The 25030-nt window shown below is 64.5% G+C and carries 27 protein-coding genes and 1 tRNA gene; 12 read left to right on the forward strand and 16 right to left on the reverse strand.

Annotated elements, in window-relative coordinates; all coding sequences use genetic code 11:
- Positions 1 to 22: 22 nt before the first annotated feature.
- The 3 genes from rlmN to K408_RS0110735 all read right to left on the reverse strand — a co-directional run bounded on the left by rlmN (position 23) and on the right by K408_RS0110735 (position 3019).
- On the reverse strand, positions 23 to 1225 hold the full coding sequence (rlmN, locus tag K408_RS0110725) for a dual-specificity RNA methyltransferase RlmN (RefSeq protein ID WP_024338791.1): 1203 nt from the start codon (positions 1223 to 1225) through the stop codon (positions 23 to 25).
- 187 nt (positions 1226 to 1412) lie between these two features.
- On the reverse strand, positions 1413 to 2063 hold the full coding sequence (locus K408_RS0110730; RefSeq protein ID WP_024338790.1) for an invasion associated locus B family protein: 651 nt from the start codon (positions 2061 to 2063) through the stop codon (positions 1413 to 1415).
- Between the two features lie 116 nt (positions 2064 to 2179).
- Positions 2180 to 3019 (reverse strand): SDR family oxidoreductase, encoded by an 840-nt coding sequence (locus tag K408_RS0110735; protein ID WP_024338789.1) that lies wholly within the window; start codon positions 3017 to 3019, stop codon positions 2180 to 2182.
- A gap of 233 nt (positions 3020 to 3252) precedes the next feature.
- Here K408_RS0110735 and K408_RS0110740 point away from each other — a divergent pair, with 233 nt between their 5' ends.
- The gene (locus K408_RS0110740) at positions 3253 to 4227 is read left to right on the forward strand and encodes an NADPH:quinone oxidoreductase family protein (RefSeq protein WP_024338788.1); all 975 of its coding nucleotides are present in this window, start codon (positions 3253 to 3255) and stop codon (positions 4225 to 4227) included.
- A 29-nt stretch (positions 4228 to 4256) separates the two neighbouring features.
- Here the strand turns inward: K408_RS0110740 and K408_RS0110745 are convergent, their stop codons facing one another.
- Positions 4257 to 4649 (reverse strand): YkvA family protein, encoded by a 393-nt coding sequence (locus tag K408_RS0110745; RefSeq protein ID WP_024338787.1) that lies wholly within the window; start codon positions 4647 to 4649, stop codon positions 4257 to 4259.
- 99 nt (positions 4650 to 4748) lie between these two features.
- Complete coding sequence (locus K408_RS0110750) at positions 4749 to 5039, reverse strand: 4a-hydroxytetrahydrobiopterin dehydratase (RefSeq protein WP_024338786.1); 291 nt, start codon at positions 5037 to 5039, stop codon at positions 4749 to 4751.
- Between the two features lie 151 nt (positions 5040 to 5190).
- Between K408_RS0110750 and K408_RS0110755 the strand changes: the two genes are divergently transcribed.
- Positions 5191 to 6636 (forward strand): TAXI family TRAP transporter solute-binding subunit, encoded by a 1446-nt coding sequence (locus K408_RS0110755; protein ID WP_024338785.1) that lies wholly within the window; start codon positions 5191 to 5193, stop codon positions 6634 to 6636.
- A gap of 193 nt (positions 6637 to 6829) precedes the next feature.
- Positions 6830 to 8371, forward strand: coding sequence for an alkaline phosphatase D family protein (locus K408_RS0110760; protein ID WP_024338784.1), 1542 nt, complete (start codon positions 6830 to 6832; stop codon positions 8369 to 8371).
- A 3-nt stretch (positions 8372 to 8374) separates the two neighbouring features.
- Here the strand turns inward: K408_RS0110760 and K408_RS0110765 are convergent, their stop codons facing one another.
- Positions 8375 to 8758: a response regulator gene (locus K408_RS0110765; protein ID WP_024338783.1), complete on the reverse strand. Its 384-nt coding sequence runs from the start codon at positions 8756 to 8758 to the stop codon at positions 8375 to 8377.
- A 175-nt stretch (positions 8759 to 8933) separates the two neighbouring features.
- Between K408_RS0110765 and K408_RS0110770 the strand changes: the two genes are divergently transcribed.
- The 6 genes from K408_RS0110770 (at position 8934) to K408_RS0110795 (ending at position 15670) form a co-directional block, all read left to right on the forward strand.
- Positions 8934 to 9698 carry a Crp/Fnr family transcriptional regulator gene (locus tag K408_RS0110770; RefSeq protein ID WP_024338782.1) on the forward strand — a complete coding sequence of 255 codons (765 nt, stop codon included), beginning with the start codon at positions 8934 to 8936 and terminating at the stop codon, positions 9696 to 9698.
- 54 nt (positions 9699 to 9752) lie between these two features.
- Complete coding sequence (locus tag K408_RS0110775) at positions 9753 to 10469, forward strand: prolipoprotein diacylglyceryl transferase family protein (RefSeq protein WP_024338781.1); 717 nt, start codon at positions 9753 to 9755, stop codon at positions 10467 to 10469.
- The gene (locus K408_RS0110780; protein WP_024338780.1) at positions 10450 to 11880 is read left to right on the forward strand and encodes a radical SAM protein; all 1431 of its coding nucleotides are present in this window, start codon (positions 10450 to 10452) and stop codon (positions 11878 to 11880) included. Before K408_RS0110775 ends, K408_RS0110780 begins: the two co-directional genes overlap by 20 nt.
- Positions 11877 to 12173, forward strand: a complete 297-nt coding sequence (locus tag K408_RS0110785; protein WP_024338779.1) for a hypothetical protein — start codon at positions 11877 to 11879, stop codon at positions 12171 to 12173. Before K408_RS0110780 ends, K408_RS0110785 begins: the two co-directional genes overlap by 4 nt.
- 236 nt (positions 12174 to 12409) lie before the next feature.
- Positions 12410 to 14236, forward strand: a complete 1827-nt coding sequence (typA, locus tag K408_RS0110790; RefSeq protein ID WP_024338778.1) for a translational GTPase TypA — start codon at positions 12410 to 12412, stop codon at positions 14234 to 14236.
- Between the two features lie 177 nt (positions 14237 to 14413).
- Entirely contained in the window at positions 14414 to 15670 is a 1257-nt protein-coding gene (locus K408_RS0110795; RefSeq protein WP_024338777.1) for a flavin monoamine oxidase family protein, read from the forward strand.
- Between the two features lie 4 nt (positions 15671 to 15674).
- Here the strand turns inward: K408_RS0110795 and K408_RS0110800 are convergent, their stop codons facing one another.
- Genes K408_RS0110800 through K408_RS0110815 form a run of 4 tightly spaced genes read right to left on the reverse strand, consistent with a single transcriptional unit; the run spans position 15675 to position 18773 of the window.
- Positions 15675 to 16082, reverse strand: coding sequence for a thiol-disulfide oxidoreductase DCC family protein (locus K408_RS0110800; protein WP_024338776.1), 408 nt, complete (start codon positions 16080 to 16082; stop codon positions 15675 to 15677).
- Positions 16082 to 17401, reverse strand: a complete 1320-nt coding sequence (locus K408_RS0110805) for an SDR family oxidoreductase (RefSeq protein WP_028145862.1) — start codon at positions 17399 to 17401, stop codon at positions 16082 to 16084. Before K408_RS0110805 ends, K408_RS0110800 begins: the two co-directional genes overlap by 1 nt.
- Positions 17402 to 17409: 8 nt before the next feature.
- The gene (locus K408_RS0110810; protein WP_024338774.1) at positions 17410 to 17877 is read right to left on the reverse strand and encodes a DUF2269 family protein; all 468 of its coding nucleotides are present in this window, start codon (positions 17875 to 17877) and stop codon (positions 17410 to 17412) included.
- The gene (locus K408_RS0110815) at positions 17874 to 18773 is read right to left on the reverse strand and encodes an alpha/beta hydrolase family protein (RefSeq protein ID WP_024338773.1); all 900 of its coding nucleotides are present in this window, start codon (positions 18771 to 18773) and stop codon (positions 17874 to 17876) included. Before K408_RS0110815 ends, K408_RS0110810 begins: the two co-directional genes overlap by 4 nt.
- 266 nt (positions 18774 to 19039) lie before the next feature.
- On the opposite strand from K408_RS0110815, the gene K408_RS0110820 reads away from it, so the two are divergent.
- Both K408_RS0110820 and ppa read left to right on the forward strand, forming a co-directional pair.
- Entirely contained in the window at positions 19040 to 19549 is a 510-nt protein-coding gene (locus K408_RS0110820) for a GNAT family N-acetyltransferase (protein ID WP_024338772.1), read from the forward strand.
- A gap of 178 nt (positions 19550 to 19727) precedes the next feature.
- Positions 19728 to 20264 carry an inorganic diphosphatase gene (gene ppa / locus K408_RS0110830; protein ID WP_024338771.1) on the forward strand — a complete coding sequence of 179 codons (537 nt, stop codon included), beginning with the start codon at positions 19728 to 19730 and terminating at the stop codon, positions 20262 to 20264.
- A gap of 103 nt (positions 20265 to 20367) precedes the next feature.
- Here ppa and folD read toward each other — a convergent pair whose 3' ends face one another.
- From folD to K408_RS0110845, 3 genes are read right to left on the reverse strand one after another with little or no spacing between them, the layout of a single operon-like run.
- Positions 20368 to 21252, reverse strand: a complete 885-nt coding sequence (gene folD, locus K408_RS0110835; RefSeq protein WP_024338770.1) for a bifunctional methylenetetrahydrofolate dehydrogenase/methenyltetrahydrofolate cyclohydrolase FolD — start codon at positions 21250 to 21252, stop codon at positions 20368 to 20370.
- Positions 21253 to 21262: 10 nt separating this feature from the next.
- A complete protein-coding gene (locus K408_RS0110840; RefSeq protein WP_024338769.1) occupies positions 21263 to 21607 on the reverse strand; it encodes a DUF167 domain-containing protein in 345 nt (114 codons plus the stop codon).
- A gap of 15 nt (positions 21608 to 21622) precedes the next feature.
- On the reverse strand, positions 21623 to 21913 hold the full coding sequence (locus K408_RS0110845; RefSeq protein ID WP_024338768.1) for a YggT family protein: 291 nt from the start codon (positions 21911 to 21913) through the stop codon (positions 21623 to 21625).
- Positions 21914 to 22117: 204 nt separating this feature from the next.
- On the opposite strand from K408_RS0110845, the gene K408_RS0110850 reads away from it, so the two are divergent.
- Positions 22118 to 22193: transfer RNA gene (locus tag K408_RS0110850), tRNA-Ala, on the forward strand.
- Positions 22194 to 22303: 110 nt separating this feature from the next.
- Here K408_RS0110850 and K408_RS0110855 read toward each other — a convergent pair.
- The 3 genes from K408_RS0110855 to K408_RS0110865 form a co-directional block, all read right to left on the reverse strand.
- The gene (locus tag K408_RS0110855; protein ID WP_024338767.1) at positions 22304 to 23116 is read right to left on the reverse strand and encodes an enoyl-CoA hydratase; all 813 of its coding nucleotides are present in this window, start codon (positions 23114 to 23116) and stop codon (positions 22304 to 22306) included.
- A 98-nt stretch (positions 23117 to 23214) separates the two neighbouring features.
- Positions 23215 to 24009, reverse strand: coding sequence for a glutamine amidotransferase (locus K408_RS0110860; protein ID WP_024338766.1), 795 nt, complete (start codon positions 24007 to 24009; stop codon positions 23215 to 23217).
- 123 nt (positions 24010 to 24132) lie between these two features.
- Positions 24133 to 24912, reverse strand: a complete 780-nt coding sequence (locus K408_RS0110865) for an SDR family NAD(P)-dependent oxidoreductase (protein ID WP_024338765.1) — start codon at positions 24910 to 24912, stop codon at positions 24133 to 24135.
- Positions 24913 to 25030: the final 118 nt, after the last annotated feature.

The following is a 25030-nucleotide window of genomic DNA, read 5'->3' on the forward strand; positions in this document are numbered from 1 at the left end:
AACGTTGATGGCATTGCCATCATCAATCCGTCATCGCCATGGCTCGCAGCGCCTGGCGCTCGCGCGCGCTGAGCTTCTCGGTCTCCGACTTGAGCTGGCCGCAGGCGGCGAGGATGTCGCGGCCGCGCGGGGTGCGCACCGGCGAGGAATAGCCGGCGTTGAAGATGTATTCGGAGAACTTCTCGATCTGGTCCCAGTCGGAGCATTCATAGGCGGTGCCGGGCCAGGGATTGAACGGGATCAGGTTGATCTTGGCCGGAATGCCCTTGAGCATCCTCACCAGCAGCTTGGCATCGTCGAGCGAATCGTTGACGCCCTTGAGCATCACATATTCGAAGGTGATGCGGCGGGCGTTCGAGGCGCCGGGATAGTCGCGGCAGGCCTGCAGCAATTCCTTGATCGGATATTTGCGGTTGAGCGGCACCAGCTCGTTGCGCAGCTCGTCGCGCACGGCATGCAGCGAGATCGCCAGCATCACGCCGATCTCCTCGCCGGCACGCACGATGTTCGGCACCACGCCCGAGGTCGAGAGCGTGATTCGGCGGCGGGAGATGCCGATGCCCTCGTTGTCCCCGACGATGAGCAGCGCATCGCGCACCGCGTCGAAATTGTAGAGCGGCTCGCCCATGCCCATCATCACGATGTTGGTGACGCGGCGCGTGCCGTCCTCGCGATCGGCCCAATCGTTGAGGCGATCGCGCGCCACCATCACCTGTCCGACGATCTCGCCGGCGGTGAGATTGCGCACCAGGCGCTGCGTGCCGGTGTGGCAGAAGGAACAGTTCAGCGTGCAGCCGACCTGCGAGGAGACGCAGAGCGTGCCGCGGTCGGTCTCGGGGATGTAGACGCACTCGACCTCATGCGCCTTCTGAACGGAATCGCCGCTCGGCAAGCGCAGCAGCCATTTGCGGGTGCCGTCGTTGGAGATCTGCTCGGCCACGACCTCGGGCCGATCGACGGTGAAATGCTGGGCGAGATCGGCGCGGATCCCCTTCGAAATCGAGGTCATCTCCTCAAAACTCTGGGCGCCGCGGAAATAGATCCAGTGCCAGAGCTGCTGCACGCGCATCTTGCGCTGCGCCGGTGCGACGCCGATCTCGCCGAGACGATCGGCAAGCTCGGTGCGCGACAGGCCGATCAGCGACGGCTTGGCCGGCGGCACATAGGTTTCGAGCGGAGTCTTCTCCACCAGGATAGCGTTGCGCGGCTCGGTCGAGGTTTGCATCAAAGCGCCTAGGATCACTGCTGTCTGAACTCGTCATGCCCGGGGTTGACCCGGGCATCCACGTCTTTCCTCTATTGCGGTAACGCGTGGACGGCCCGGTCAAGCCAGGCCATGACGGCGAAAATCTGGAACCGGCCTTATATAGCAACCGAACCCGCCGATTGCGACCGTGCTATCGCCCGCAGCCTTAACGCCGACAGTCCTGCGCGATCTTGTCGAGCGCCTGGGAAAGGCCCTTCAGCGAGAAAGTGTCGGTCGTCTCCGTGCCCTTGGCCGAGACGCCTTTGACCACGAGATCGGCGGATTTGCGCATGGCTTCGACCATCCGCTCCTCCTCGGCCGCGTTCTTGATCCAGAGACCGTCGCCCTGCGTGTACATGGCATAGGATGCGCCGCCGACCTCGACCGTCGATTCGGAGCCCGGCTTCAGCGCGTAGCCGATCATGACCGAGACTTCGTTGTTCACCTTCTCCGCCGGCCGGGTCGAGACGAAGGCGTAGGCCGGATCGCGCGGCCGATTCGGCGGATTGGTCTTCGACGACGAGGGCTTGGCCAGCGCGAAGCAGACCTTCTTGCCGTTGGGCGTCGCCGAATAGGCGCCCCAGGTGCCGAACTGCCCGATCAAGGTCGGCTCAGCACCACCCGCAACGCCCGCGGGTGGCCCGCCCGGTTTGCTCTCGGGCTTTGCGGCCGCCTTGGCGGTCGTATTGGACGGCGCAGCCGACTTCGGTGCCGTCTCTCTTGGAGCAGACTTGGGCGCCGTCTGCGCCCGCGCGGAATCGGCGATTCCCCCGGCCATGACGACAGTCATCAAAGCTAAAATCAGCACCCGCCACATGCTGGAGTGGTTCCCTCAATATTGTGACTGGAAGATGGCCCGGCAGCGCTTTGTCCCCGGGCAGGGATAACCGGGAAAGCTCAATTTGGGAAGGCAGTTAGCGGTACCAGCAGCAGCTAGGCCTTGGATCGCGCGGCGCGTTGCTCGGTCCACTGCACCTCGGTCCAGCCGAGCAAATCCTCGGCGCCGGAACTGCGCAAATGCGCGCCACCGTCGATCACGACCATCTCGCCGTTGATGTAGGCGGCGCGGTCGGAGACCAGGAAGCTGGCGAGATCGCCAAGCTCGCTGTGCTCCCCAGTGCGGCCCAGCGGGTTGCGCGCCGTCCAGCTGTCGTCGCGGCCTTCGGGACGGAGCTGCCCGGTAGCCCCCGCGGTCGGAAACGGACCCGGCGCGATCGCAACGGTGCGGATGCCCTTCGGCCCCCACTCCACCGCAAGGCTCTTGGTCATCGCCAGCACTGCCGACTTCGCCATGGCCGACGGCACGGTGAACGCACGGCCGGTGATGGTCGACGTCGAGAGGATCGACAGCACGACACCGCCACGCCTGGCCTCGATCCAGCGCCTCCCCGCAGCGAGGGTGCAATACATCGCGCCATGCAGCGTCGGCGCCAGGACGGCGTCCGCGGCACGGAAGGAGAGGTGCTCGGTCTGCGCAATGAAGGTCGCGGCAGCATTGTTGACGAGGATGTCGAGCGGCGCCTCGCGCCAGATCTGATCCATCATGTCGTCGACCGCGGCACCATCGCGGATATCGCAGGCGATCGTCTTCACCTTGCCGCCGATCTGCGCGCGCATCTCGCTCGCAGTCGCCTCGAGCCGGTCGAGCTTGCGGCCGCAGATCACGAGTTCGGCGCCCAGCGCGAGGAAGCGACGACCCATCGCGGCACCAAGGCCCGAACCGCCGCCGGTGACGAGGATGCGCTTGTTCTTCAGCAGGCCCGTTTCAAACATCGTTTGAATCCCTTCTCCGCGGATTTCGTCATTGCTGTTGCAGCCAAGCAGTCCGGAGTCCGCGCCGCGGAAATAGCCTGGATGCTTCGCTGCGCTCGCAACGACGCGAGGATAGGCCGGCGCATCGCTTTGGCAAAGAAACCGGATTGTCGGGGCGCGCCAAATCCGGCAGAAACGGACCAACTATAATTCACTCGAAACGCCCAGGACTTACTTCTCAAGAAGGTGCCGCCATGAAAGCCATCCTCTGCTCGCAATACTGCCAGCCTGACGATCTCGTGCTGACGGAGGTGCCGGATCCGGTGGCAGGTCCGGGCGAAGCCGTGATCGCGATCAAGGCCGCGGCATTGAACTTCTTCGACCTCCTGATGATCCAGGGCAAATACCAGATCAAGCCGCCGTTCCCGTTCTCGCCGGCTGCGGAAGTCGCGGGCGTGATCGAGAGCATCGGCGCGGGCGTGACCGATCTGAAAGTCGGTGATCGCGTGGTCGCATCTTGCGGCCACAACGGCGCGCGCGAGAAGATCGCATTGCCGGCGGCATCGATCGTGAAGATTCCGGACAATCTCGATTACGACCGCGCGGCCGGCATCATCATCATCTACGGCACCGCGCTGCATGCGCTGGAAGATCGCGCCAGCCCCAAGCCCGGCGAGACGCTCGCGGTGCTGGGCGCCGCCGGTGGCACGGGCCTTGCCGCCTGCGAGCTCGGCAAGCTGATGGGCCTGAAGGTGATCGCTTGCGCCTCCTCGGACGAGAAGCTCGAATTCGCGAAGGCGCACGGCGCCGAGCTGACGCTGAACTACGCCAAGGAAGATCTGAAGGAGGGCCTGCGCAAGCTCACCGGCGGCAAGGGCGTCGACATCATCTTCGATCCGGTTGGTGGTGCCTATGCCGAGCAGGCGCTGCGCTCGATCGCCTGGGAGGGCCGCTTTCTCGTGATCGGCTTCGCCGCGGGCGACATTCCGAAGATGCCGCTGAACCTCGCGCTGCTGAAAGGCTGCGACATCCGCGGCGTGTTCTGGGGCGCCTGGACCCGGCAGAATCCGGAGAAGAACCGCGCCAACCTGGAAAAGCTCGTGAAGTGGACCGCGGAAGGAAAGATCTCATCGCATGTCGACCGCACCTTCCCGCTGGCGCAGACGGCCGACGCGCTGAAGGTGCTGGCGGGGCGCCAGGCGATGGGCAAAGTGATCCTGCATCCGTGAACTGATGCAGGCGGTTGAAGTCGCGCAGGCTACGCGACTTCTGCTGTGCCGGCCGCCTCCTCCACCCCACGCTTCAGCGCAGCGCGCGCAGCGTCGCGGTGCTCGTTCGTGATGTGGCCGGCAACCATGCGGATGGCGGCCGCGAGCACGGCAGCGTCATCCGCGAAGCCGAGCATCGGCATCACGTCAGCGACGAAGTCGAACGGCAGGACGAAGTAGGCAATGGCGCCGAGCAGGGAGGCCTGGACGTGCCGCGGCGTCTGCCGGTCGAACGCGCAGTAATAGGCGGCAAGCAGATCTTCCGCGAACGGCAGTTGCGCGGCGACGCGCTTCAGCTTGCGCCAGAAGCGGCGGCGCACGCTTTCGCGATCTTCCGCGAGCCGATCGGCCGGCTCGAAGCCGACGCTGTGCTCGGCAGCCATCTCGAAACTCCCCGTTCAGCCCGCGGCGGCGGACCGCCGCATCACATCCATGATCACAAGATGGGGATGAGGCCGGACGCCGCAAGACGTCAGCCCATGTCAGGTCGCGATGGCGTTCATCGCCTTGGCCAGCTCAATGTCGAGCGTCGTGACGCCGCCGGCATCATGGGTCGACAGCACCACCTCGACGGTCTTGTAGACGTTGCGCCATTCGGGATGGTGATCCATCTTCTCGGCGACCAGCGCCGCGCGGGTCATGAAGCCGAAAGCCTGGTTGAAATCCTTGAAGACAAAGGTCTTCCCAATGGCGTCGCGGCCTTGGACGTCGGTCCAGCCCGGGATTCCGCCCAGCGCCTGCTTGCGCGCGTCAGCCGTCAACCGCTCTGCCATGATCGCCTCCATCGTTCAGGGGAACTTTACCCTAACACCGTCCCGACGCCCGGGTTCATACGGAATTGGCCCCATCCGCTAACCATGACGGAGATGTAACCCCGCCGGACAAGAAATTTGCTACAATTGCGGTCGTAGACCGCCGGCCAAGATGAAACTGAGCCTGAAGCGCCTGTTTGGGAGATCGATGACCGGGGGACTGAACCTGGCCGAAGCGCCCCCTCCGCCTTCGCCGCGATCCGCGGTGCGGAAGACTGCGCTCGTGTCTCTGGCGCTCGTGCTTGCGATCATCGGCGCCCTTGCCGGCGCCTATTACTTCGCAATGCGCCCGGTGACGCTGAAGATCGCGGTGGGGCCCGCCAACAGCGACGACGTCAAGGTGGTTCAGACGCTGACGCAGGCCTTTACGCAGAGCAAGGGCCAGGTGCGGCTGCGACCTTTCCAGACCGACGGCGCGACCGCCAGCGCGGACGCGCTCAAGGAAGGCAAGGTCGATCTCGCTATCGTGCGCGGCGACGTCGACGTTCCCAAGAACGCGCAAGCGGTCGCGACCCTGCGCAAGAACGTCGTGGTGCTGTGGTCCGTGCCCGGCAAAGGCAAGAAGCGGGGTCCGAAGATCACCAAGATCGCCCAGCTCGCCGGTCATCGCGTCGGCGTGGTGGGTCGCACCCAGGCCAACGTCAATTTGCTCAGGGTGATCCTCCAGCAATACGGCGTCGATCCCGCCAAGGTCGAGATCGTTCAATTCCCGGCGAACGAAGCGGCCGAGGCGATCAAGGCACAAAAGGCCGACGTCTATCTCGCCGCCGGCCCCGTCAACAGCAAGATTACGGCGGATGCGATCGCCGCCTCCACCAGGGATTTCGGCGCCCCTACCTTCCTCGCCATCGATTCGGCAGACGCGATCGCGCAAAACCATCCGGTCTACGAAGCGTCCGAGATTCCCGCAGGCGCCTATGGCGGCTCTCCCGCTCGCCCGGACGACGAGGTCAAGACCATCAGCTTTTCACATCACATCGTGGCGCGCAGAGGCGTGCCCGAAAGCACCATTGCGGCATTCACGCGCCAGCTCTTCGCCGTGCGCCAGCAACTTGTGACCGAGTTCCCGCTGGCGGCAAAGATCGAGACGCCCGACACCGACAAGGATGCGGTGATCCCCGTGCATCCCGGCGCTGCGGCCTTCGTCGATGGCGAGGAGAAGACCTTCCTCGACAAGTACAGCGATTACATCTGGTGGAGCCTGATGGCGCTGTCCGCCATGGGCTCGATCGGCGCCTGGTTCGCCGGCTATCTCAAGAAGGACGAGCGCGACAACAGCAACCACCAGCGCGAACGTCTGCTCGACATGATCGCTGCGGCACGCAAATGCGACACGACCGAAGAGCTCGACCAGATGCAGACCGAAGCGGACGACATCCTGCGCGATACGCTGCGCTGCTTCGACCACGGCGCGATCGAGGAAGCAGCGCTCACCGCCTTCAACATCGCGCTCGACCAGTTTCACGCCGCCGTCGCGGACCGCAAGACGGTGCTGATGAGCCTGCCTCAGAACCTGCAACGCGCAGGCGCGCAATTCCGGGCCGCCGGCAACGCGTGAGCGCTTGCGCGCGCAATTGCCGCGTCACATTGTCTCAATATAGCGTTCGTTACCATCCGGGGCGATGCATCAGCATCGAACCCGGAATCTCGATACTCCCCGGTGCGCAATTGCGCACCCAAGGTCCAGCCCTTCGGATCATCCCGGACTGACGGCGCAAGATGCGCGCCGGCAGCAAGCAGCGAACCCGTCCATGAACATCAAATTCTCGCGCCGCCGCTTTCTCGCCACCAGCGCCGGTGCGCTCGGCACGATTGCAATGCCATATCTTTCGCGCGCAGCCGATCGGCCAGCGGTCACTCACGGCGTACAGTCTGGTGACGTCACGGCCGACGGCGGCATGGTGTGGGCGCGCACCGATCGACCCGCGCAGATGCTGGTCGAGGTGGCGACGACGGATACGTTCAGGGATGCCCGTGCGCTGCCGCCGATCGCGGCGCTGCCCGAGAGCGACTTCACCGCAAAGATGCTGGTTAAAAATCTCCCCGCCGGCCAGGACATCTTCTACCGCGTCCGCTTCCGGGATCTCTCGCACAGCGCTGTCGAGGGCGCGCCGGTAACCGGCCGCTTCCGCACCGCGCCGGCCGACCGCCGCGACGTCAGCTTCGTCTGGGGCGGCGACGTCGCCGGCCAGGGTTGGGGCATCAACCCGGATGACGGCGGCATGGTCACCTTCTCGACGATGCGCCAGCACCGGCCTGACTTCTTCCTGCATTCCGGCGATACCATCTATGCCGACGGTCCGATCCAGTCCGAGGTGAAGCTTGCCGACGGCAAGATCTGGAAGAACCTGACGATCCCCGAGAAGGCCAAGGTCGCCGAGACGCTCGACGAGTTTCGCGCCGCGCACAAATACAATCTCGCCGACGACAACCTCCGCGCCTTCAATGCCGAGGTGCCGATCTTCGTCCAGTGGGACGACCACGAGGTCACCAATAACTGGTCGCTCTCGAAGGAGCTGCCGGCCGCCTACAAGCTGCGCGACATCTCGCTGCTCGCCGCGCGCGGCGCGCGCGCCTTCCACGAGATGTACCCGATGCGCGAGAGCATCACTGAGCCCGGCCGGGTCTATCGCCAGATCTCCTACGGTCCGCATCTCGACGTGTTCATGCTGGACGAGCGCAGCTATCGCGGCCCTAACGGCGCCAATCTCGAAACCGCTTACGGTCCCGCCAGCCATTTCCTCGGACCGGACCAGATCGCCTGGCTCAAGCGCGCCCTCCTCAATTCGCGCGCGACATGGAAGGTGATCGCCTCCGACATGCCGATCGGCCTGATCGTTAGGGACACGCCGAAGGGCGGCTCGGAGGCCATCGCGCAGGGCGACGGCCCGGTGCGGGGCCGCGAGTTCGAGATCGCCGAGATCCTGCGTTTCATCAAACTTGCACCGATCAGCAACACGGTGTGGCTGACCGCGGACGTGCATTATGCGGCCGCGCATTTTTACGACCCCAACCGGGCGCAGTTCCAGGATTTCGACCCGTTCTGGGAATTCGTCTCAGGCCCGCTACATGCCGGCACGTTCGGTCCGAACACACTCGACAACACCTTTGGCCCGGAGGTGCGCTTCGTCAAGGCGCCGGGCAAAGACAGCCAGAACCTGCCGCCGTCGGCCGGCATGCAGTTCTTCGGACACGTCAAGATCGACGGCGCCTCGGGCCAGATGACGGTGACCCTGCGCGACCGCGCTGACGTTGCGCTTTGGTCAACCACGCTCGATCCGAAGCAGAGCTGATCGTTAGTCGGCGGCGCCTGCCTGAATCGCCGCTTCCAGCGCCTCGCTCGAACACGGCTTCTGCAACCGCGGCCGGCCCGCCAGATCGGGCGGAATTCGCGCCTCGGCACCGTAGCCGGTGACGAAAATGAACGGAACCTTCAACGTCATCAGCCGCTGGGCGACCGCAAAGCTCGTCTCGCGGATCAGCTCCACGTCAAGGAGCGCGAAATCCGGCGTACGCTTCGCGATGGCGTCCAGCGCCTGCGTCACCGAACCGACGGTCCGCACGCCGCTGACCCCGAAGCCGAGAAGACGGTCCTCGAAATCGATGGCGATGATCGGATCGTCCTCCACGATCAGAACATCGGCCGGCCTGCCTGAGCCATTGGAAGGTGCGGTTGCCATGATCGCTTCTTGTGTTGGGTTCTAGGATCAGGACTGCCGCGACGCGATGCCTGCTTACAGCGCGGAGGGTTCCCGGAACGAAACTCACCACATGATCGTTCTACCGTCTGTCCACTTGTGCACACAGTGGGCGGATGGAACTCGGTATGTTGGGAGGGAAGCAGGGGAGTTCACGATGGATGCGCGTACCGGCAAGGTCACCGAGGTCGAGAGCCGGCCGGCCAACAATCTGCTGCGGCGCTTGAGCCCGGCGGACTACGCCCTGCTGGCGCCGCACGTGATAGTGGAGGACGCCGCAGCGGGCCAGTTGATCTACAATCCGGGCGATGACGTCCAGGTCGTCCACTTTCCCTGCGGGCCGTCGCTCGCGACGTTCCTCGTGCCCAACGAGGACGGCCGCGACGTCGAAACCATTCTGGTCGGCCGCGAAGGCGCGGTAGGCGGGATCGTCAGCGAGGGATTCCTGCCGGCCTATACCCGGATCTGCGTGAAGTTCGGCGGGCCGTTTGCCCGCATTCACGTTGGCAAGCTGGAAGCGGCCAAGGTTCGCTCGTCCTCGCTGCGCAACATCTTCGCCCGCTATGCCGATTGCATGCTGGCCCAGATCTTCCAGTCGACCGCCTGCAACGCGATCCATTCGATAGAGCAGCGGACCGCCAAATGGATTCTGGCCGCGATGGAGCGGACCGGCGACGAAACCAGCGTGCCGCTGACCCACGAACAGCTCGCTACGCTGCTCGGCGTCGGCCGCAGCTACGCCAGCCGCGTGCTTCAGTCGTTCAAGGCTGAACGAATCCTCGACACCAGGCGCGGCTCGATCCTGGTTCGCAACCGCGACGGCCTGAAGCTTCGCGCCTGCCTCTGCAACGAGGCCGTAAAAATGCACTTCGAAGAGGTGCTGCGCGGCGTCTACCCGACCGAGGAGCGGGAGGCCGGGTAACGGCCGGTCTGCGCGGCGCGCTCTCTCAGCGCAACTGTGCTATGAAGCACCCGCATGGGCGGGGCTTTGCTTCACATTCTCTTCGACATTGCCGCGTGGCTGGCGGCCGCGGCGGCTGTCTACTGGCTGACGCGACAAGGCTTACGGTTTCCGGCGCAATCCTTCGAGCTGCCCTACATCGCCGCGCTGGTGTTCGGCGCCGGCCTCGGCGCCTATCTGTTCGGCTCCGCCAATCTCTGGTTGTCCGGTCAGAGCGGCATTGCGCGCTCGGTCGAGGGCGCGCTGGCCGGCGGCATCGTGGCCATCGAGCTCTACAAATGGTTCGCAGGGATCGCGGTCCGAACCGGAGCCCGATTTGCGCTGCCCCTGGCACTCGGTATCGCGATCGGTCGTCTAGGCTGCTACTTCGCAGGCCTCGAGGACTTCACCTACGGCACGCCGACGACGTTGCCATTCGGCCATGATTTCGGCGACGGCGTTCTCCGCCATCCCGTGCAGCTCTACGAGAGCGCGGCCATGGCCGCATTCGCGCTTGCCTATGTGCTGGCGATCTTGAAGCGGGACACGTTCACGGTCACAAATGGTTTCTACCTGGTGCTCGCCTATTACGGAGCGCAACGCTTCCTGTGGGAATTTCTCAAGCCCTACGGCACGCTGATCGGCCCCCTCACCCTGTTTCATCTGCTGTCGCTGTTCATCCTGCTCTACGCCGCCTTCATGCTGGCGACGGCGCCCAAAGCGAGACCCGTGCATGAACGCGCCGCTGCGTAAATCGCGTCCCTACATCTTCTGGGGCCAGACCCAATCCCTCTGCGAGACCTGCCTGAAGCTGGTGCCGACCAAGATCCAGATCCTCGGCAACGAGGTCTGGTACGAAAAGCGCTGCAGGGCGCATGGCGTGCAGTCGACTCTGGTGTCGACGGATGCGGCTTATTGGCGCCTGTGCAAGGATTTCATCAAGCCGGGCGACCGGCCGCTGCAATTCCAGCAGCGCACGGAGTTCGGCTGCCCCCATGATTGCGGCCTCTGCCCTGATCACGAGCAGCATTCCTGCCTGGCGCTGATCGAGATCACCGAGCACTGCAATCTCACCTGCCCGGTCTGCTTCGCCGATTCTGCTCCAGCGCGAACGAAATTCACCCCGCTTGCGACGGTCGAGAAGATGCTGGACGCGCTGGTCGCGAGCGAAGGCGAGCCTGATCTGGTGCAGATTTCCGGCGGCGAGCCGACGCTGCACCCCGATTTCTTCGAGATCCTGGACGCCGTGCGCGCCCGCCCGATCCGCCACGTCATGATCAACACCAACGGCCTGCGCATCGCTCGCGAAAAGGATTTCGTGGCGCGGCTCGCCGAGAACAGGCGCGGGCTGGAGATCTATCTCCAGTTCGATTCGCTTCGGCGCGATGCCCTGATCCATCTGCGCGGCGCGGATTTGCGAAGGATCCGACAGCAGGCGCTGGAGAACCTCGAGCATTTTGGTGTGTCGACCACGCTCGTCGCCACCATCAAGCGCGGCGTCAATGATGACGAGGTCGGCGACATCATTCGCCATGCCCTCACCTGGAGATGCGTGCGCGGCGTCACCCTGCAGCCGGTGCAGGACGCCGGCCGCAACGAGAGTTTCGATCAGCATTCGGACCGCATCATGCTGTCGGATATCCGCAAGGGCGTGATCCAGACCGGCGTGTTCGGCGACAAGGACATGATCCCGCTGCCCTGCAACCCCGAAAGCATCTCGATCGGCTACGGGCTGCGCAACGGCGAGAAGGTCATGCCGCTGACCTCGCTGATTCCGCAGGAGCAACTGGTCGCCGTGATGCCCAACACCATCAGCCCGGAGAAATATCCGGCGCTGCGCGAGAAGTTCGTCGACCTGTTCTCGCTGTCGTCGGGCCCGCTCAACACGAGCGAGCGGGTCTGCGAACTCTTGTGCTGCCTGCCAAGCTTCGAGGTGCCGGAAGGGCTCTCTTACGAAAACGTCTTCCGAGTCACCATCGTGCAGTTTCTCGATCGCTTCAATTTCTGCGTCGGCAACGTCAAACGGAGCTGCATCCATTTCGTGACGGAGCAGGGGGCGATCATTCCGTTCGACACCTACAATCTGTTCTACCGTGATGGAAAGATCGAGGGCATCCGCGCCGCGCTGGCTGCGCAGGCGAGCGAGGGAGTCTTGCAGGCATGAGCAGCAGCGACACGATTCCATCGGCACCACCGCCACCGCCGCCTCCTGTCCAACCGCATAGGCGCAGCGGCTGCCTGACCGCGCTGATGGCGATCTTCGGGATCTTCATGCTGCTGCCGGGTCTCTGCGCGCTGCTGTTCGGCGGAATGTCCGTGGTCGAGGACGGCCGGATCGCCGCCGACATCGCTCCGCTCGTCTTCCTGGGGCTGGTCATCGGTATCGGCGGAGTCGCGCTGGTCTGGGCGGCCATCAAGGGGCGAAAGGCCCCCGCCCATCCCACGACCGGGCCGTAAGTCCCGGAGATCCCCGGACAAAATTCAATCAACCAACGGGCAAAGAACACATTGTTTTTTGGCCGTTTTTGCCTATATTGCGCCGCAACGCGCAGGGCGCCCGGTCTGATGGCCGGGCTTCCTTTTTGGGCGCAAAGCGCCCCGTTTCCAGTCTTCCAGCGTTGTTCGAGAAGAGGTCCCGGTCCGACCGGCGAGATCGCGCTTAACCCATTGTTCGACCGCAAAGAAGCTCACTCATGAATCTTCGTAACGTCGCCATCATCGCCCACGTCGACCACGGCAAGACGACCCTGGTCGACCGTCTCCTGCAGCAATCCGGCACGTTCCGCGAGAACCAGAAGGTGACCGAGCGCGCCATGGACTCCAATGATCTGGAGCGCGAGCGGGGCATCACCATCCTGGCCAAGGCAGCCTCGGTGCAGTGGAAGGATACCCGGGTCAATATCGTCGATACCCCCGGCCACGCCGATTTCGGCGGTGAGGTCGAGCGCATCCTCAACATGGTGGACGGCGCCCTGGTGCTGGTCGACGCTGCCGAAGGCCCGCTGCCGCAGACCAAATTCGTGGTCTCCAAGGCGCTCAAGGTCGGCCTCAAGCCGATCGTCGTCATCAACAAGGTCGACCGCCCCGACGCGCGGCCGACCGAAGTCATCAACGAGGTGTTCGACCTGTTCGCGGCGCTCGACGCCAGCGAGGAGCAGCTCGACTTCCCGATCCTCTACGGGTCGGCCAAGCAGGGCTGGATGGCCGAGAGCCCCGAGGGCCCGAAAGACAAGGGCATGGAGCCGCTGTTCGACCTGATCCTGCGCCACGTCGCGCCTCCGAAGGTCGAAGAGGGGCCGTTCCGGATGATCGGGACCATCCTCGAAGCCAACCCCTATCTCGGCCGCATCATCACCGGCCGGATCTCGTCCGGCGTGCTCAAGCCGAACCAGCAGGTCAAGGTGCTCAACGCCGACGGCAAGCTGGTCGAACAGGGCCGTATCACCAAGATCCTGGCCTTCCGCGGCCTCGAGCGCACGCCGCTCGATGAGGCTGAGGCCGGCGACATTGTCGCGATCGCGGGTCTCACCAAGGGCACCGTCGCCGACACCTTCTGCGATCCGACCGTCGAGGTGCCGCTGCCGGCGCAGCCGATCGATCCGCCGACCGTCTCGATGTCGTTCATCGTCAACAACTCGCCGCTCGCCGGCACCGAAGGCGACAAGGTGACGAGCCGCATGATCCGCGACCGCCTGCTCCGCGAGGCCGAGGGCAATGTCGCGCTGCGCGTGGTCGAATCCGCCGACAAGGATGCGATGGAAGTGTCGGGCCGCGGCGAATTGCAGCTCGCGATCCTGATCGAGACCATGCGGCGCGAAGGCTTCGAGCTCTCGGTGTCGCGCCCGCGCGTCGTGTTCCAGAAGGACGAGGCGACCGGCGCCACCATGGAGCCGATCGAGGAAGTCGTGATCGACGTCGACGAGGAGCATTCCGGCGTCGTCGTGCAGAAGATGAGCGAGCGCAAGGCCGAGTTGATCGAGATGCGCCCCTCCGGCGGCAACCGCCAGCGCCTCGTGTTCTACGCGCCCACCCGCGGCCTGATCGGCTACCAGGGCGAACTGCTCACCGACACCCGCGGCACCGCGATCATGAACCGCCTGTTCCACGGCTATGCGCCGTACAAGGGCGAAATCCAGGGCCGCCGCAACGGCGTGCTGATCTCCAATGACCAGGGCGAAGCGGTGGCCTACGCCATGTTCAAGCTGGAGGACCGCGGCCCGATGATGATCGAGCCGGGCTGGAAGGTCTATCGCGGCATGATCGTCGGCGAGCATACCCGCGACAACGATCTCGAGATCAACGTGCTCAAGGGCAAGCAGCTCACCAACATCCGCACGACCTCGAAGGACGAAGCCGTCCGCCTGACCCCGCCGATCCGCATGACGCTGGAAAAGGCGCTGGCCTATATCGAGGACGACGAGCTCGTCGAAGTCACGCCGAAGTCGATCCGCCTGCGCAAGAAGCACCTCGACCCGAACGAGCGCAAGCGCGCGGAAAAGGCCAAGGAAGCGGTGGCGTAAGCCGCCGCTCTCCGCGGGACTGCGGTGGTGGGCAAAGGCGCTCTTGCCAACCACTTTCGTGGACGGGAGAGGCGCACGCTCCGCTTTTCCCGCCCTGCGCACTGCGTCCTGGACCGGATAGGAACACGATTGCGTGGACGGCTTTAGCACCCGCGGGGAACGTGTTAGAGCCGGACCATGAGCTCCCTTCCCTCCTTCGTCGACATCGCGGTCATCGGAGCCGGCGCGGCCGGGCTTGGTGCGGCGCATGCGCTGAAGGACTCAGGACTTTCCGCCATCGTGCTCGAAGCGCGCGACCGGCTCGGCGGCCGTGCATGGACGGTACAGGCCTCGCCCGAGGTGACGTTCGATGTCGGCTGCGGCTGGCTGCATTCGGCCGACAAGAACTCCTTCGTTACGATCGCCAAGCAGCTCAATTTCGAGATCAACACTGACCTTCCGCCCTGGGGCGACCGCGCCTTTGGCGATGCGTTTCCGGAATCCGAACGCAAGGAATTCGTGCGTGCGATCGACGAATTCTACGAGCGGATATGGGAAGCGGCGGAGCAAGGCGAGGATGCGCCCGCCGCCGGCTATCTCGAGCCGGGCAATCGCTGGAATCCGATGATCGACGCGATCTCGACCTACGTGAACGGGTGCGAGCTCGACCAGGTCTCGCTCCTCGACATGGAGGCCTACGAGGACACCTACTTCAATTGGCGCGTGCGCGCCGGTTACGGGACGCTGATCGCCGCCTATGGCGCGCCTTGCCCGGTCGCACTGAACTGCAACGTCACGCTGGTCGACCATTCCGGAAAGCGCATTCGGCTGGAGACGTCGCGCGGCACGCTCGAGGCCGGAGCTGTGATCATCACCGTTCCGACCAATCTGATCGCGGACGAGGCCATCCGCTTTTCCCCGGCCCTGCCCGTCAAGCTCGATGCCGCGCGCGGCCTGCCACTCGGCGTCGACGACAAGGTGACGCTGGCGCTCGATGGCGCCGAAGCCTTTCCAATCGAGGGAAACCTGCGTGGCGCCACCATGCGCACCGCGATGGGCACGTACCATATCCGTCCCTTCGGCCAGCCCTGCATCGACGGCTTTTTCGGCGGCCGGTTCGCGCGCGAGCTGGAAGATGCAGGCGACGGCGCCTTCGCCGCCCAGAGCATCGACGAAATCGCCGCCTTCCTCGGCAACGACATCAGGCGCAAGCTGAGGCCGCTGCGCGAGTCGCGCTGGGCGCACGATCCGTTCGCCCGCGGTTCCTATTCGCACGCGCTGCCCGGACATGCCGGTGACCGCGCCGTGCTGGCCGCGCCGGTCGATGGCCGGTTGTTCTTTGCCGGCGAGGCCACATCACCGAACTTCTTCTCGACAGCCCATGGCGCGAGGGACAGCGGCGAGCGGGCGGCGAAGGAGGTGCTGGCGGCTTTGGGTGAGCTACGCTCGCAATGACGGGCTACTCAATCACCCTTGCCCGCAAATCCGAGTCTGGCACAAAGCAGGCCTCGTACCTGCCGAAGATGCGATAGCGGTTGCGCGCGACGAGGCCGTAGACGGCGTCCCGCAACGGCTTCGGTATCGCGAACAGCGCGCGCACCCAATCCCATCCGGGCAAGAGCGACAGCACGGTCAGCGCCGCGTCGGACTTCAACAAGACCTCACCGCCATGGACCACCGCGTTGGTATCGGGATCATGGGGGTCGATGCCGAACGTGCGCGCCAGCCGGGCTCCATAATCCGACTGGATCGGCGTGAACCGGAACCTCTTGGCTATGTCGCGGTTCGCAACAAACCGGACCCAGCGCGAGCAGAAGATGCAGACGCCGTCGAACAGGATCACGTCATCGTCGGGCCAACTTGGCATCAGCGGTTGTCCAGCATCATGAGCGCGACGAACATCAGCACGATGGCCGGTCCCGTCTTCACCAGCGCGCCGAGCGGCTCGATCCAGAGGTCCGGCGTCAGGATCGCCGCCCCCACCATATAGCCGAACGAGGCGACGATGCCCGCAACCAACCCAACAGCAGCAGTGCGACGAAATGCGATCAGGATGCCGATGCTCATGTCCATCAGGCTGGTGCCGATCGTGATGGGATCGACCAGCGCGGGCGGGAAGTTGTGCGCGCTCAGAATGCCGGCGGCGGCCGGATAGGACACGAACAGTGCGATGAAGCCGGAGACGAGCCAGAAGGCGACCAAGCTGGCAAAGATTAGTGCCTTGATCAGAAACAGGCGCGCAAACCATTTGTCCTGGATGGTGGCGGGGTGGCGCCCGACTGCATCGGCCAGCCTCTTCGGCGCGATGCCCGTCGCAGCGATCCATGCGGAGGGGTCGCCCGTCACCCCGCGACGGAGTTCGGCGATGGCCGTCGAGTGCATCGGCGGCATCCAGCCGAGATAATTGGCGAGATCGCCGAGTTTGGCGCCCAGGTCGAGGATGAAAGTCGGCATCGCGATGCGAGGCCATCCTTCGGTGCCAAAAGCGACACGGAAGGGCTTGATGACACCGGACATGGAAACCGGTTCGGCCTGCATCAGGTCCCAGCTCACCGCCTTCAGTGACGCATTGTCGATGTCGCGTGCTGCGAGCCAGGCGATGGTCGCGGAAATATCCTCGATCGCGACCGGTTGGAATGTCGTTGCCATTTCCCTCGCCGGCAAATCGATCGGGAAGGCAGCAAGCGCGCGGAGCATGGCGCTGCCGCCGTAGGCTGAGGGCGCAACCACGAAGCCGGGTCGCAGGATGGCATGGGGAATGCCGCTGCTTGCGATCAGGTGCTCGGCCTCGCGCTTGGTCGTGGCGAAGGCGGTGCGATCCGCCTCCGCAGAGCCGGGGATGGATATGTGCACCAGCCGGATTAGACGGCCACTATTGCCGACCGCCTTCAGCAGCTGCGCGACGAAGTCGCGATGCACCGTGCTCGTGTTGCTGCCAGGGCCATCCTGTAGCACGCCGAGGCAGTTCACGACGACGCTCACCGCATGCTCGTTGAGGAGACGCGTCAGCGAGGCAGTATCCAGCGAGAGTATCGGAAGCTCGACGTCCAGCGCGCTCATCCTCTGCGCCGAGGACAGGCGGCGTGCCACGCCGACAACGCGAAAACCACGTGAGCGCAGATCGTCGGTGACGAAGCGGCCGATCAGGCCGGAGGCGCCGAGCACCAGGATGGTTCGCCCACTCATCAATTCTCTCAGAACGGTTTTGCGATCATCAGCCAGAGGATCAACATTGTTGCCCCAAAGCCAGGGAAGCCGAACGCAAACCACCGGCGGAACAGGACGAAATAGCGCTCCGGGAGTGCACTGCGCTGAGCGGCGGCCCTGCCGGCGAGATCGCGCATCTCGATCTGCATGAAGACAACCGGGATCCAGAACAGACCCGCAAAGGCATAGAGCGCGAGCGATGCGAGCAGCCAGCGTTCGGTCACCGACGTTGCCGAGAGCATCATCAACAGGCCCCCCGTCAGCGGCTGCAGGATCACGGCCGACAGCGTAAAGATCGCATCCGCGATCACGACCACCGAGGCGGTGCGGGCGATGAACGCCACGTCGGCCGTGCGATGTGCCATCAGCATGAAGAAGGCGATGCCGGTTCCTGTGCCGAGGATGACGATGGCGCCCAGCACATGGAAAAACTTGAGCAGGAAATACGGCGTCATCGCTTCTTGGTCGCCGCAGGCTTGGGTGGGTTCAGTGCCCGTGCGAGTTCGCTGCTTGCGGCTTTGACCCCGGCTTCGGTTTCGATCATCCAGTGGCCCTCGCTGCCGACGGCCGGCAGGACGCGCAGGTCGGCCTTGCCGCCACGTGCGCGAAACGCATCGGCGAGCTTCTGCGAGAATGGTGGCGCGAAATAGCTGTCATTGCTTGCGACGAGCCATGTAACCGGAATGCGCGCCGCCGTGCCGAACTCCGCCGCGGCGCCGAGGAGCGTATCCGGCGCGCAGACCCGGTTCGGCTCATCATTGGCATGGCCGCCACGCCCCGGTGCAAACACCGCAATCGCGGATATCACCTTCGGATCGGCCTTGGCGAGCGCCAGCGCACCCCAGCCGCCGGCGGAATGGCCGATTACGATCGCGGCGTCCTTGCCGATGAAATCCTGCGTTCGCAAATAGTCCGCAGCGAGCGAAATTGCCTCGGCCGTTGCGCGGCCCGAGCGCGCATAGTCGGCCTCGTCACAGCCGCCCTGATCCTCGACATAGCGACCTCCGGTGGCACCATGGCCGGGCCGCTCCGGCACCAGCACGGCAAAGCCGCGCGCGACGAGATAGGCGGCGAGCGCGCGGTATTCCGGCGGCGGCATTTGCGCTCGACGCAGTGCGTTCTGCGTCGAGGCGTGTGCGATCACCGCGAGCCGGAACGGGCCCGCCCCCGGCGGACGAAACAGGAGGGCTTTCGCGGCAAGGCCCGGATCCGGCGAGGGCACAAGCCAATGTTGCCGGCGAAACGGTCCGTCCTCCTCGCCCGATGGACCGAACGTGGCCTGGGCGCACAGGGGTGCCGCAGTCAGCAAAGCCAGCAGAGGCAGGAGCGCGATGGTGTTATGGAGTCGCATGACTTGTTGGGAACGCACGCGAACAGCGGCTGCCGGACCAATAGGAACGAATCATTATCGGCGGACTTTCTGCGTTGCCATTGCCAATCATTCGCTGCCGTAAAGTAGTTTTGCACCGGTCCACGCCCGGCGGTTGCCGTTTGAAATGGCGGCTTGTCCTCTTTCGGTACAACATGGCCACAATACTGATGCAGAAAGTCCACAGGTTAACCGATAATTAACGATAGGTCTTGCCGCCGGCGCGGCGACTTGGTTTGATCGCGTCCATGAGCACAACCCTGATCGAGGTCCGGCCCGCGAAAGCTGCAGATGCAACTGCGGTGGCATCGACCCATGACGAAGCCTGGCGTTCGGCCTATCAGGGCATCATCCCCGGTGCCGAACTGGAGAAGCTGATCAACCGCCGCGGTCCGCAGTGGTGGGACAGCGCAATCCGCAAGGGCAGCCGCGTCAGCGTGCTCGTGTTCGGCGACAAGATCGCGGGTTATGCCAATTACGGCCGCAACCGTGCCCGCAGCCTGCATTTCGACGGCGAGATCTACGAGCTGTATCTGCGTCCCGAATTCCAGGGCCTCGGCTTCGGCCGCCGGCTGTTCGCCGCCGCTCGCCGCGACCTCATGCAGAGCGGGCTGAAGAGCATGGTGGTGTGGGCACTCTCGGACAACGATCCGGCGACAGAGTTCTACCGGGCACTGGGCGGCCGTATGGTGGCGCGCTCGTCGGAGCGGTTCGGGCCCAAGGCGCTCGACAAGGTTGCCTTCGCTTGGACCAATTGAGCTGCTGAAGTTCTTCCCGGCAGCGTTTCCCGTCCGTCGATACCGTTGCCTTTCGCGCCGGTGATCGCCGGATTCATTATTTCACCAGAACGCGATGGATCAGCGGGCCAAGCCCGCGTATGACAGCGCCAAAATCGCTGCCGGGCGCGATTTCACCTCGGCAACAACGGAGCCTTGAATGCGTATCGATGCGGTCTCGATCGGGAAAAACGTCCCCCATGACGTCAATGTCATCATCGAAGTCCCCGTGGGCGGCGAACCGATCAAGTACGAGATGGACAAGGAGGCCGGCACGCTGGTGGTCGATCGCTTCCTCTACACGCCGATGCGTTACCCCGGTAACTACGGCTTCATCCCGCACACGCTGTCAGACGACGGCGACCCCTGCGACGTGCTGATCATCAACACCCGCGCCATCATCCCCGGCGCCGTCATGAGCGTGCGCCCGGTCGGCGTGCTGTTCATGGAAGACGAGGCCGGTGGCGACGAGAAGATTCTGGCGGTGCCGTCGTCGAAGCTGACGCAGCGCTACGACAAGGTGAAGAGCTATTCCGACCTGCCGGACATCACGCTGCAGCAGATCCAGCACTTCTTCGAGCACTACAAGGATCTCGAAAAGGGCAAGTGGGTGAAGATCCTGCGCTGGGGCGGCCCGGAAGATGCGCACAAGCTGATTCTCGAAGGCATGGATCGCGAGAAGAAGAAGAAGGGCTGAAGCCCTACCGTCAGCCCTGCCGCCATGCCGGGCACGCGTCAACGCGTACCCGGGTCCCGAGATACCGGGTTCGGCTCTTCGAGCCGCCCGGAATGACGCTCAATTACACCGCCGGCTTCGGCAGCCCTGCGATCGCGCAGGCCGCGCGCAGCGTATTCACCAGCAAGCACGCCACCGTCATCTGGCCGACGCCGCCCGGCACCGGCGTGATGGCACCGGCAACGCCAAGCGCTTCCTGATAGGCGACGTCGCCGACAAGACGTGTCTTGCCGTCGTCCCTGGGGATGCGGTTGATGCCGACGTCGATCACGGTCGCACCGGGCTTCAGCCAGTCGCCGCGCACCATCTCGGGCCGACCGACCGCGGCATAGACGAGGTCGGCCTTCCTCACGAGCCCCGGCAGGTCGCGCGAGCGCGAATGCGCGATCGTCACCGTGGCGTTCTCGTTCAACAGCAATTGCACCAGCGGTCGGCCGACCAGGTTGGAGCGGCCGATGACGATGGCATTCATGCCCTCAAGCGAAGCGTGCACGCTTCTGGTCAGGATGATGCAGCCGAGCGGCGTGCAGGGTGACAGCGCCTCGAAGCCCCCGGCGAGTCGGCCGGCATTGTTCGGATGCAGCCCGTCGACATCCTTGGCGGGATCGATGGCATTGATGACGGCTTCGGTATTCAGCCCCTTCGGCAGCGGCAATTGCACCAGAATCCCGTGCACGGACGGATCGCGATTGAGCTTTTCGACCAGCGCCAGCAGATCTGCTTGCGAGACATCGGCCGGCAGCTTGTGCTCGAACGAGGCCATGCCCGCTGCCTGCGTCTGGGTGTGTTTCGAGCGGACATAGACCTCACTGGCCGGGTCGTTGCCGACCAGGACCACCGCAAGGCCGGGAATCAGATTGTGCTCGCGCCTGACGCGGGCGACCTCGTCAGCGACCCGTGCACGCAATTCCGCGGCAATGATTTTTCCATCGATGATCTTGGCGGTCATGTCAGTTTCCTCAGTCGTTCGATTTGGCCGAGGCGAGCTGACGCAGGGCTTCTCCGAGCCGCACCGGATCGCCGTCGACCGCGATCTGCTTCAGCCGCGAGGTGGCCCCTGACAGCAGCTTCACACTGGCCTTGGGCACGCCAAGCGATTTCGCCAGCAGCACCAGAACGGCCTTGTTGGCCTCGCCGCCGTCGGCGATGGCGCGTACCCGCGCCTTGAGCACACTGCGGCCGTCCGCGAGCTGCTCGATCCCGTCGATGTCGTCGCGGCCGCCACGCGGTGTCACCCGGAGCGCGATGCTGATTCCAGCGGCGGAGTAGCGCCAGGGTTCCCTAGGGGCTTCTCTCGCAACCAAGGCGCTCCAGCCTGCTCAGATCACGTTGGGATAGACGTAGTACAGGATCACCCGCTCGATAAACATGATGATCAGGATCAGGATGATCGGCGAGATGTCGAGGCCGCCGAGGCTCGGCAGGAAATTGCGAATCGGCGCGAGCAGCGGCTCGGTAATGCGGTAGAGGAACTCCGCCACCGCCGAGACGAACTGGTTGCGGGTGTTGACGACGTTGAAAGCGATCAGCCAGGACAGGATCGCCGAGGCGATCAGCAGCCAGACGTAGAGATCGAGCACGATGATGACGATGTCGAGAACGGCACGCATGGCTTTTGAAGACTCTGGCTTTGAACACTCTGGCTGCGGTCGGGATTGACGCCTGTTGCTAGATATCGGTTCCCCCCGGCCCAAACAAGGGAAGTTCGGGCACCGGGATGGCTAAAACCGGGTTACGCCCGTCCTTGACTTGACCTTGGCGGCGACTTAAATGGCGCCCGGTTGTCGGCCGCGTTCACCAGAGCGGCCAGCAAAGGGGCCATAGCTCAGCTGGGAGAGCGCGTCGTTCGCAATGACGAGGTCGGCGGTTCGATCCCGCCTGGCTCCACCACGCTTCGCCCTTCGGGCTGCGCGTGGCGCAGCCGCGCAAGAGCCCGAACGGTGAAGCGCGGTGTCCGGCGAAGCCCATGGGGCGGCGAAGACGGACTTAGATTTCCACCTCTACTTCCCCGTAAACCGCGGCGGGCGCTTCTCCATGAAGCTTGCTACGCCCTCCCGGAAATCACTGCCGCCCAGCGCCACCATCATCTCCCTGTTGGCCTCGATCGTCGCCTCCGCCAGCGTCTGGAACGGCACCTCGTAGAGCTGCCGCTTGATCACGGCCATGGCGCTCGGCGAGACCATATCGGCGAGATCGCGCGCATAGGCGTAAGTCTCCTCACGCAGCTTCTCGGGCGGACAGAGCCGGTTGACCAACCCGATCCGCAACGCCTCCGCGCTCGACACGCGCCTCGCCGAGAGCAGCAGGTCCAGCGCATTGGCATGGCCGACGATACGCGGCAGCATCCAGCTAATGCCGTGCTCGGCAATCAGGCCGCGCCGCGCGAAGGCCGTCGTGAACACGGTGTTGTCGGCAGCAAAGCGCAGGTCGCAATAGAGTGCATGCACCAGTCCGATGCCGGCCGTCGCGCCGTTGAGCATGGCGATCACAGGCTTCCTGATCGAAGGGTAATAGCCGTAGCGGGTCTGCCAATCCGGCCGGCGGTTCATGTCGAAGGGCGGCAGACTAGAGGCGCGCCTGACGTCGTCGGGGTCGAGACCTTTCAGCGCGTCCATGTCGGCACCGGCGCAGAAGGCGCGGCCCGCGCCGGTGATCACGATGACGCGGACGTTGTCATCCGCATTTGACGCTTCCATCGCGTGACGCACGTCCCGCTCCATGACCGGCGTCCACGCATTCATGCGGTCCGGGCGGTTGAGCGTGATGGTCGCGATCTTGTCGCTCACTTCATAGAGAATGTGTTCGTAGGCCACGGCGCTCTCCCTTGCTTGCCGGCACGCATTGGTGCGCGCTCGTTTGCAGCGAGCCTAGCATATCCAGGGCAGAGGCAAGGACTTGCGTGAAGGCGCGATCACTCGGCGGCTTGCGCCAGCACCGGCCGGCGCGCCAGCCAGCCGTCGATGAAGTGATCGAGCCAGGCGCGTTCAGCGGCATCGTAGACGGCGCGATCCGCGAAGTGGTGGTGGCGCTGCCGCGCACCTGGCGCGCTGAAGCCGTCATAGCCGCGCGTGGTCCAGCGACACATCATCGCGTAAGTCACGTCGGGGTGAAACTGCACGCCGAAAGCATGGCCGGCGCGGAACGCCTGCACCGGGAAATCATCGCCTTCCGCGAGCAGCTCAGCGCCGACCGGCAGCTCAAATCCCTCCCGATGCCAGTGATAGACCTGATCCGGCCAATGCGGGCAGAGCGCATGGCCCGCGGCGGTCGGCCTGATCGGGTAATAGCCGATCTGGCTCAGCGCATCCGCATGCGGCGCGACGCGCGCCCCGAGCTGCATCGCCAGCATCTGCGCACCCAGGCAGATGCCCAGGAACGGCCGCTGCTCGCGGAGCGGAATTTCGATCCAGTCGATCTCACGACGAATGTAGTCGTCGGAATCATTGGCGCTCATAGGACCGCCGAAGATCACTGCGCCGGCATGCTGCTCCAGCGTTTCGGGCAGGACATCGCCGAAGCGGGGGCGGCGGATGTCGAGGCCATGGCCGAGCGCGCGCAGCGCGTTGCCGACTCGGCCCGGTGTCGAGCATTCCTGATGCAGGACGATCAGGACCGGAAGCCGGCTTTCAGAGGCGGCGGCGCTCGGCGCTCTCCGTGGGAAAGCGACCACCTCTGCGCCAACAAACCTGTCCGTCCGGAACGACATGGCCTTTGCGAGTGCTATCGGTTCAGACCATCAGCATAGCTAAGCGATGGTTAAGATCGTGTGAGTTCGCGCACACAGATCCGATAAGCAAACCCCGGGCCAACACGGGAGCTTTGCCATCCTCTATCGCCTGCGCCTCTGGAACCGGCTGGTGGCAGCCAGGATGAAGCCGCGCGGGAAGAAACGCAGTGCGAGCGGCACAATCTTGATGCCGAGGCCCGGCAGCACTGCCCGCTTGTTGGTCATGAGGCCACGATACGCCTCCTGCGCGACATCGGCGGCCGAAACCTTGAGGAGGGCGGTATCGTGTTGGGAGCCGACGCCGGCGCGGGCCTGGAATTCGGTGGGGACCGGGCCCGGGCAAAGCACGGTGACGCGGACGCCGTGGGGGGCGAGCTCCGCCCGCAGCGCCTCGGTGAAGGAGATCACGTAAGCTTTGGATGCATAGTAGACGGCCATGCCGGGGCCGGGCAGGAAGCCGGCGACCGAGCCGACATTGAGAAGGCCGCCCTTGTTCCTGATGAGCTGGTCGGCAAAGCGCAGCGACAGATCCGTGAGCGCCCGGACATTGACATCGACGATGCCGAGCTGTTCCGCGCGATCCTGCTCGATGGCATCGCCGAAGACACCGAACCCGGCATTGTTGACGAGATGGTCGAGCTCTACGCCTTCGGCAGCAAGCGCTGACGCGATCGTCTCGCCGGCATTTCGTTCCTCGAGATCGCAGGCGATCACGATCGGCTTCTTGCCGCCCTTGGCAGCGATCTCGCCCGCCAGGGCCTCGAGCCGATCCGCGCGTCTGGCGGTCAAGGCGAGGCGATGTCCATTGGCGGCAAACACACGCGCCAACTCCGTCCCGATGCCCGCCGAGGCACCAGTAATCAGCGTCACCCGCTCAACCACGATCGAAGTCTCTTGAATTCAAGTTCCTGGCCCCGCAATGCCGGAACGAGAGCATAGGCCGTGCGCAACAGGCAAGCGGCACTGTCAACATGGCTGGCTGAGCAGAACGAAAGGCAGC

The organism is Bradyrhizobium sp. in8p8 (genome assembly GCF_000426845.1).
Lineage (GTDB): Bacteria > Pseudomonadota > Alphaproteobacteria > Rhizobiales > Xanthobacteraceae > Bradyrhizobium > Bradyrhizobium japonicum_C.

Bases quoted from the DNA above. Each gene is read 5' to 3' on its own strand.
- rlmN (WP_024338791.1), bottom strand. From the start codon at position 1,225: ATGCAAACCTCGACCGAGCCGCGCAACGCTATCCTGGTGGAGAAGACT.
- K408_RS0110730 (WP_024338790.1), bottom strand. From the start codon at position 2,063: ATGTGGCGGGTGCTGATTTTAGCTTTGATGACTGTCGTCATGGCCGGG.
- K408_RS0110735 (WP_024338789.1), bottom strand. From the start codon at position 3,019: ATGTTTGAAACGGGCCTGCTGAAGAACAAGCGCATCCTCGTCACCGGC.
- K408_RS0110740 (WP_024338788.1), top strand. From the start codon at position 3,253: ATGAAAGCCATCCTCTGCTCGCAATACTGCCAGCCTGACGATCTCGTG.
- K408_RS0110745 (WP_024338787.1), bottom strand. From the start codon at position 4,649: ATGGCTGCCGAGCACAGCGTCGGCTTCGAGCCGGCCGATCGGCTCGCG.
- K408_RS0110750 (WP_024338786.1), bottom strand. From the start codon at position 5,039: ATGGCAGAGCGGTTGACGGCTGACGCGCGCAAGCAGGCGCTGGGCGGA.
- K408_RS0110755 (WP_024338785.1), top strand. From the start codon at position 5,191: ATGAAACTGAGCCTGAAGCGCCTGTTTGGGAGATCGATGACCGGGGGA.
- K408_RS0110760 (WP_024338784.1), top strand. From the start codon at position 6,830: ATGAACATCAAATTCTCGCGCCGCCGCTTTCTCGCCACCAGCGCCGGT.
- K408_RS0110765 (WP_024338783.1), bottom strand. From the start codon at position 8,758: ATGGCAACCGCACCTTCCAATGGCTCAGGCAGGCCGGCCGATGTTCTG.
- K408_RS0110770 (WP_024338782.1), top strand. From the start codon at position 8,934: ATGGATGCGCGTACCGGCAAGGTCACCGAGGTCGAGAGCCGGCCGGCC.
- K408_RS0110775 (WP_024338781.1), top strand. From the start codon at position 9,753: ATGGGCGGGGCTTTGCTTCACATTCTCTTCGACATTGCCGCGTGGCTG.
- K408_RS0110780 (WP_024338780.1), top strand. From the start codon at position 10,450: ATGAACGCGCCGCTGCGTAAATCGCGTCCCTACATCTTCTGGGGCCAG.
- K408_RS0110785 (WP_024338779.1), top strand. From the start codon at position 11,877: ATGAGCAGCAGCGACACGATTCCATCGGCACCACCGCCACCGCCGCCT.
- typA (WP_024338778.1), top strand. From the start codon at position 12,410: ATGAATCTTCGTAACGTCGCCATCATCGCCCACGTCGACCACGGCAAG.
- K408_RS0110795 (WP_024338777.1), top strand. From the start codon at position 14,414: ATGAGCTCCCTTCCCTCCTTCGTCGACATCGCGGTCATCGGAGCCGGC.
- K408_RS0110800 (WP_024338776.1), bottom strand. From the start codon at position 16,082: ATGCCAAGTTGGCCCGACGATGACGTGATCCTGTTCGACGGCGTCTGC.
- K408_RS0110805 (WP_028145862.1), bottom strand. From the start codon at position 17,401: ATGAGTGGGCGAACCATCCTGGTGCTCGGCGCCTCCGGCCTGATCGGC.
- K408_RS0110810 (WP_024338774.1), bottom strand. From the start codon at position 17,877: ATGACGCCGTATTTCCTGCTCAAGTTTTTCCATGTGCTGGGCGCCATC.
- K408_RS0110815 (WP_024338773.1), bottom strand. From the start codon at position 18,773: ATGCGACTCCATAACACCATCGCGCTCCTGCCTCTGCTGGCTTTGCTG.
- K408_RS0110820 (WP_024338772.1), top strand. From the start codon at position 19,040: ATGAGCACAACCCTGATCGAGGTCCGGCCCGCGAAAGCTGCAGATGCA.
- ppa (WP_024338771.1), top strand. From the start codon at position 19,728: ATGCGTATCGATGCGGTCTCGATCGGGAAAAACGTCCCCCATGACGTC.
- folD (WP_024338770.1), bottom strand. From the start codon at position 21,252: ATGACCGCCAAGATCATCGATGGAAAAATCATTGCCGCGGAATTGCGT.
- K408_RS0110845 (WP_024338768.1), bottom strand. From the start codon at position 21,913: ATGCGTGCCGTTCTCGACATCGTCATCATCGTGCTCGATCTCTACGTC.
- K408_RS0110860 (WP_024338766.1), bottom strand. From the start codon at position 24,009: ATGTCGTTCCGGACGGACAGGTTTGTTGGCGCAGAGGTGGTCGCTTTC.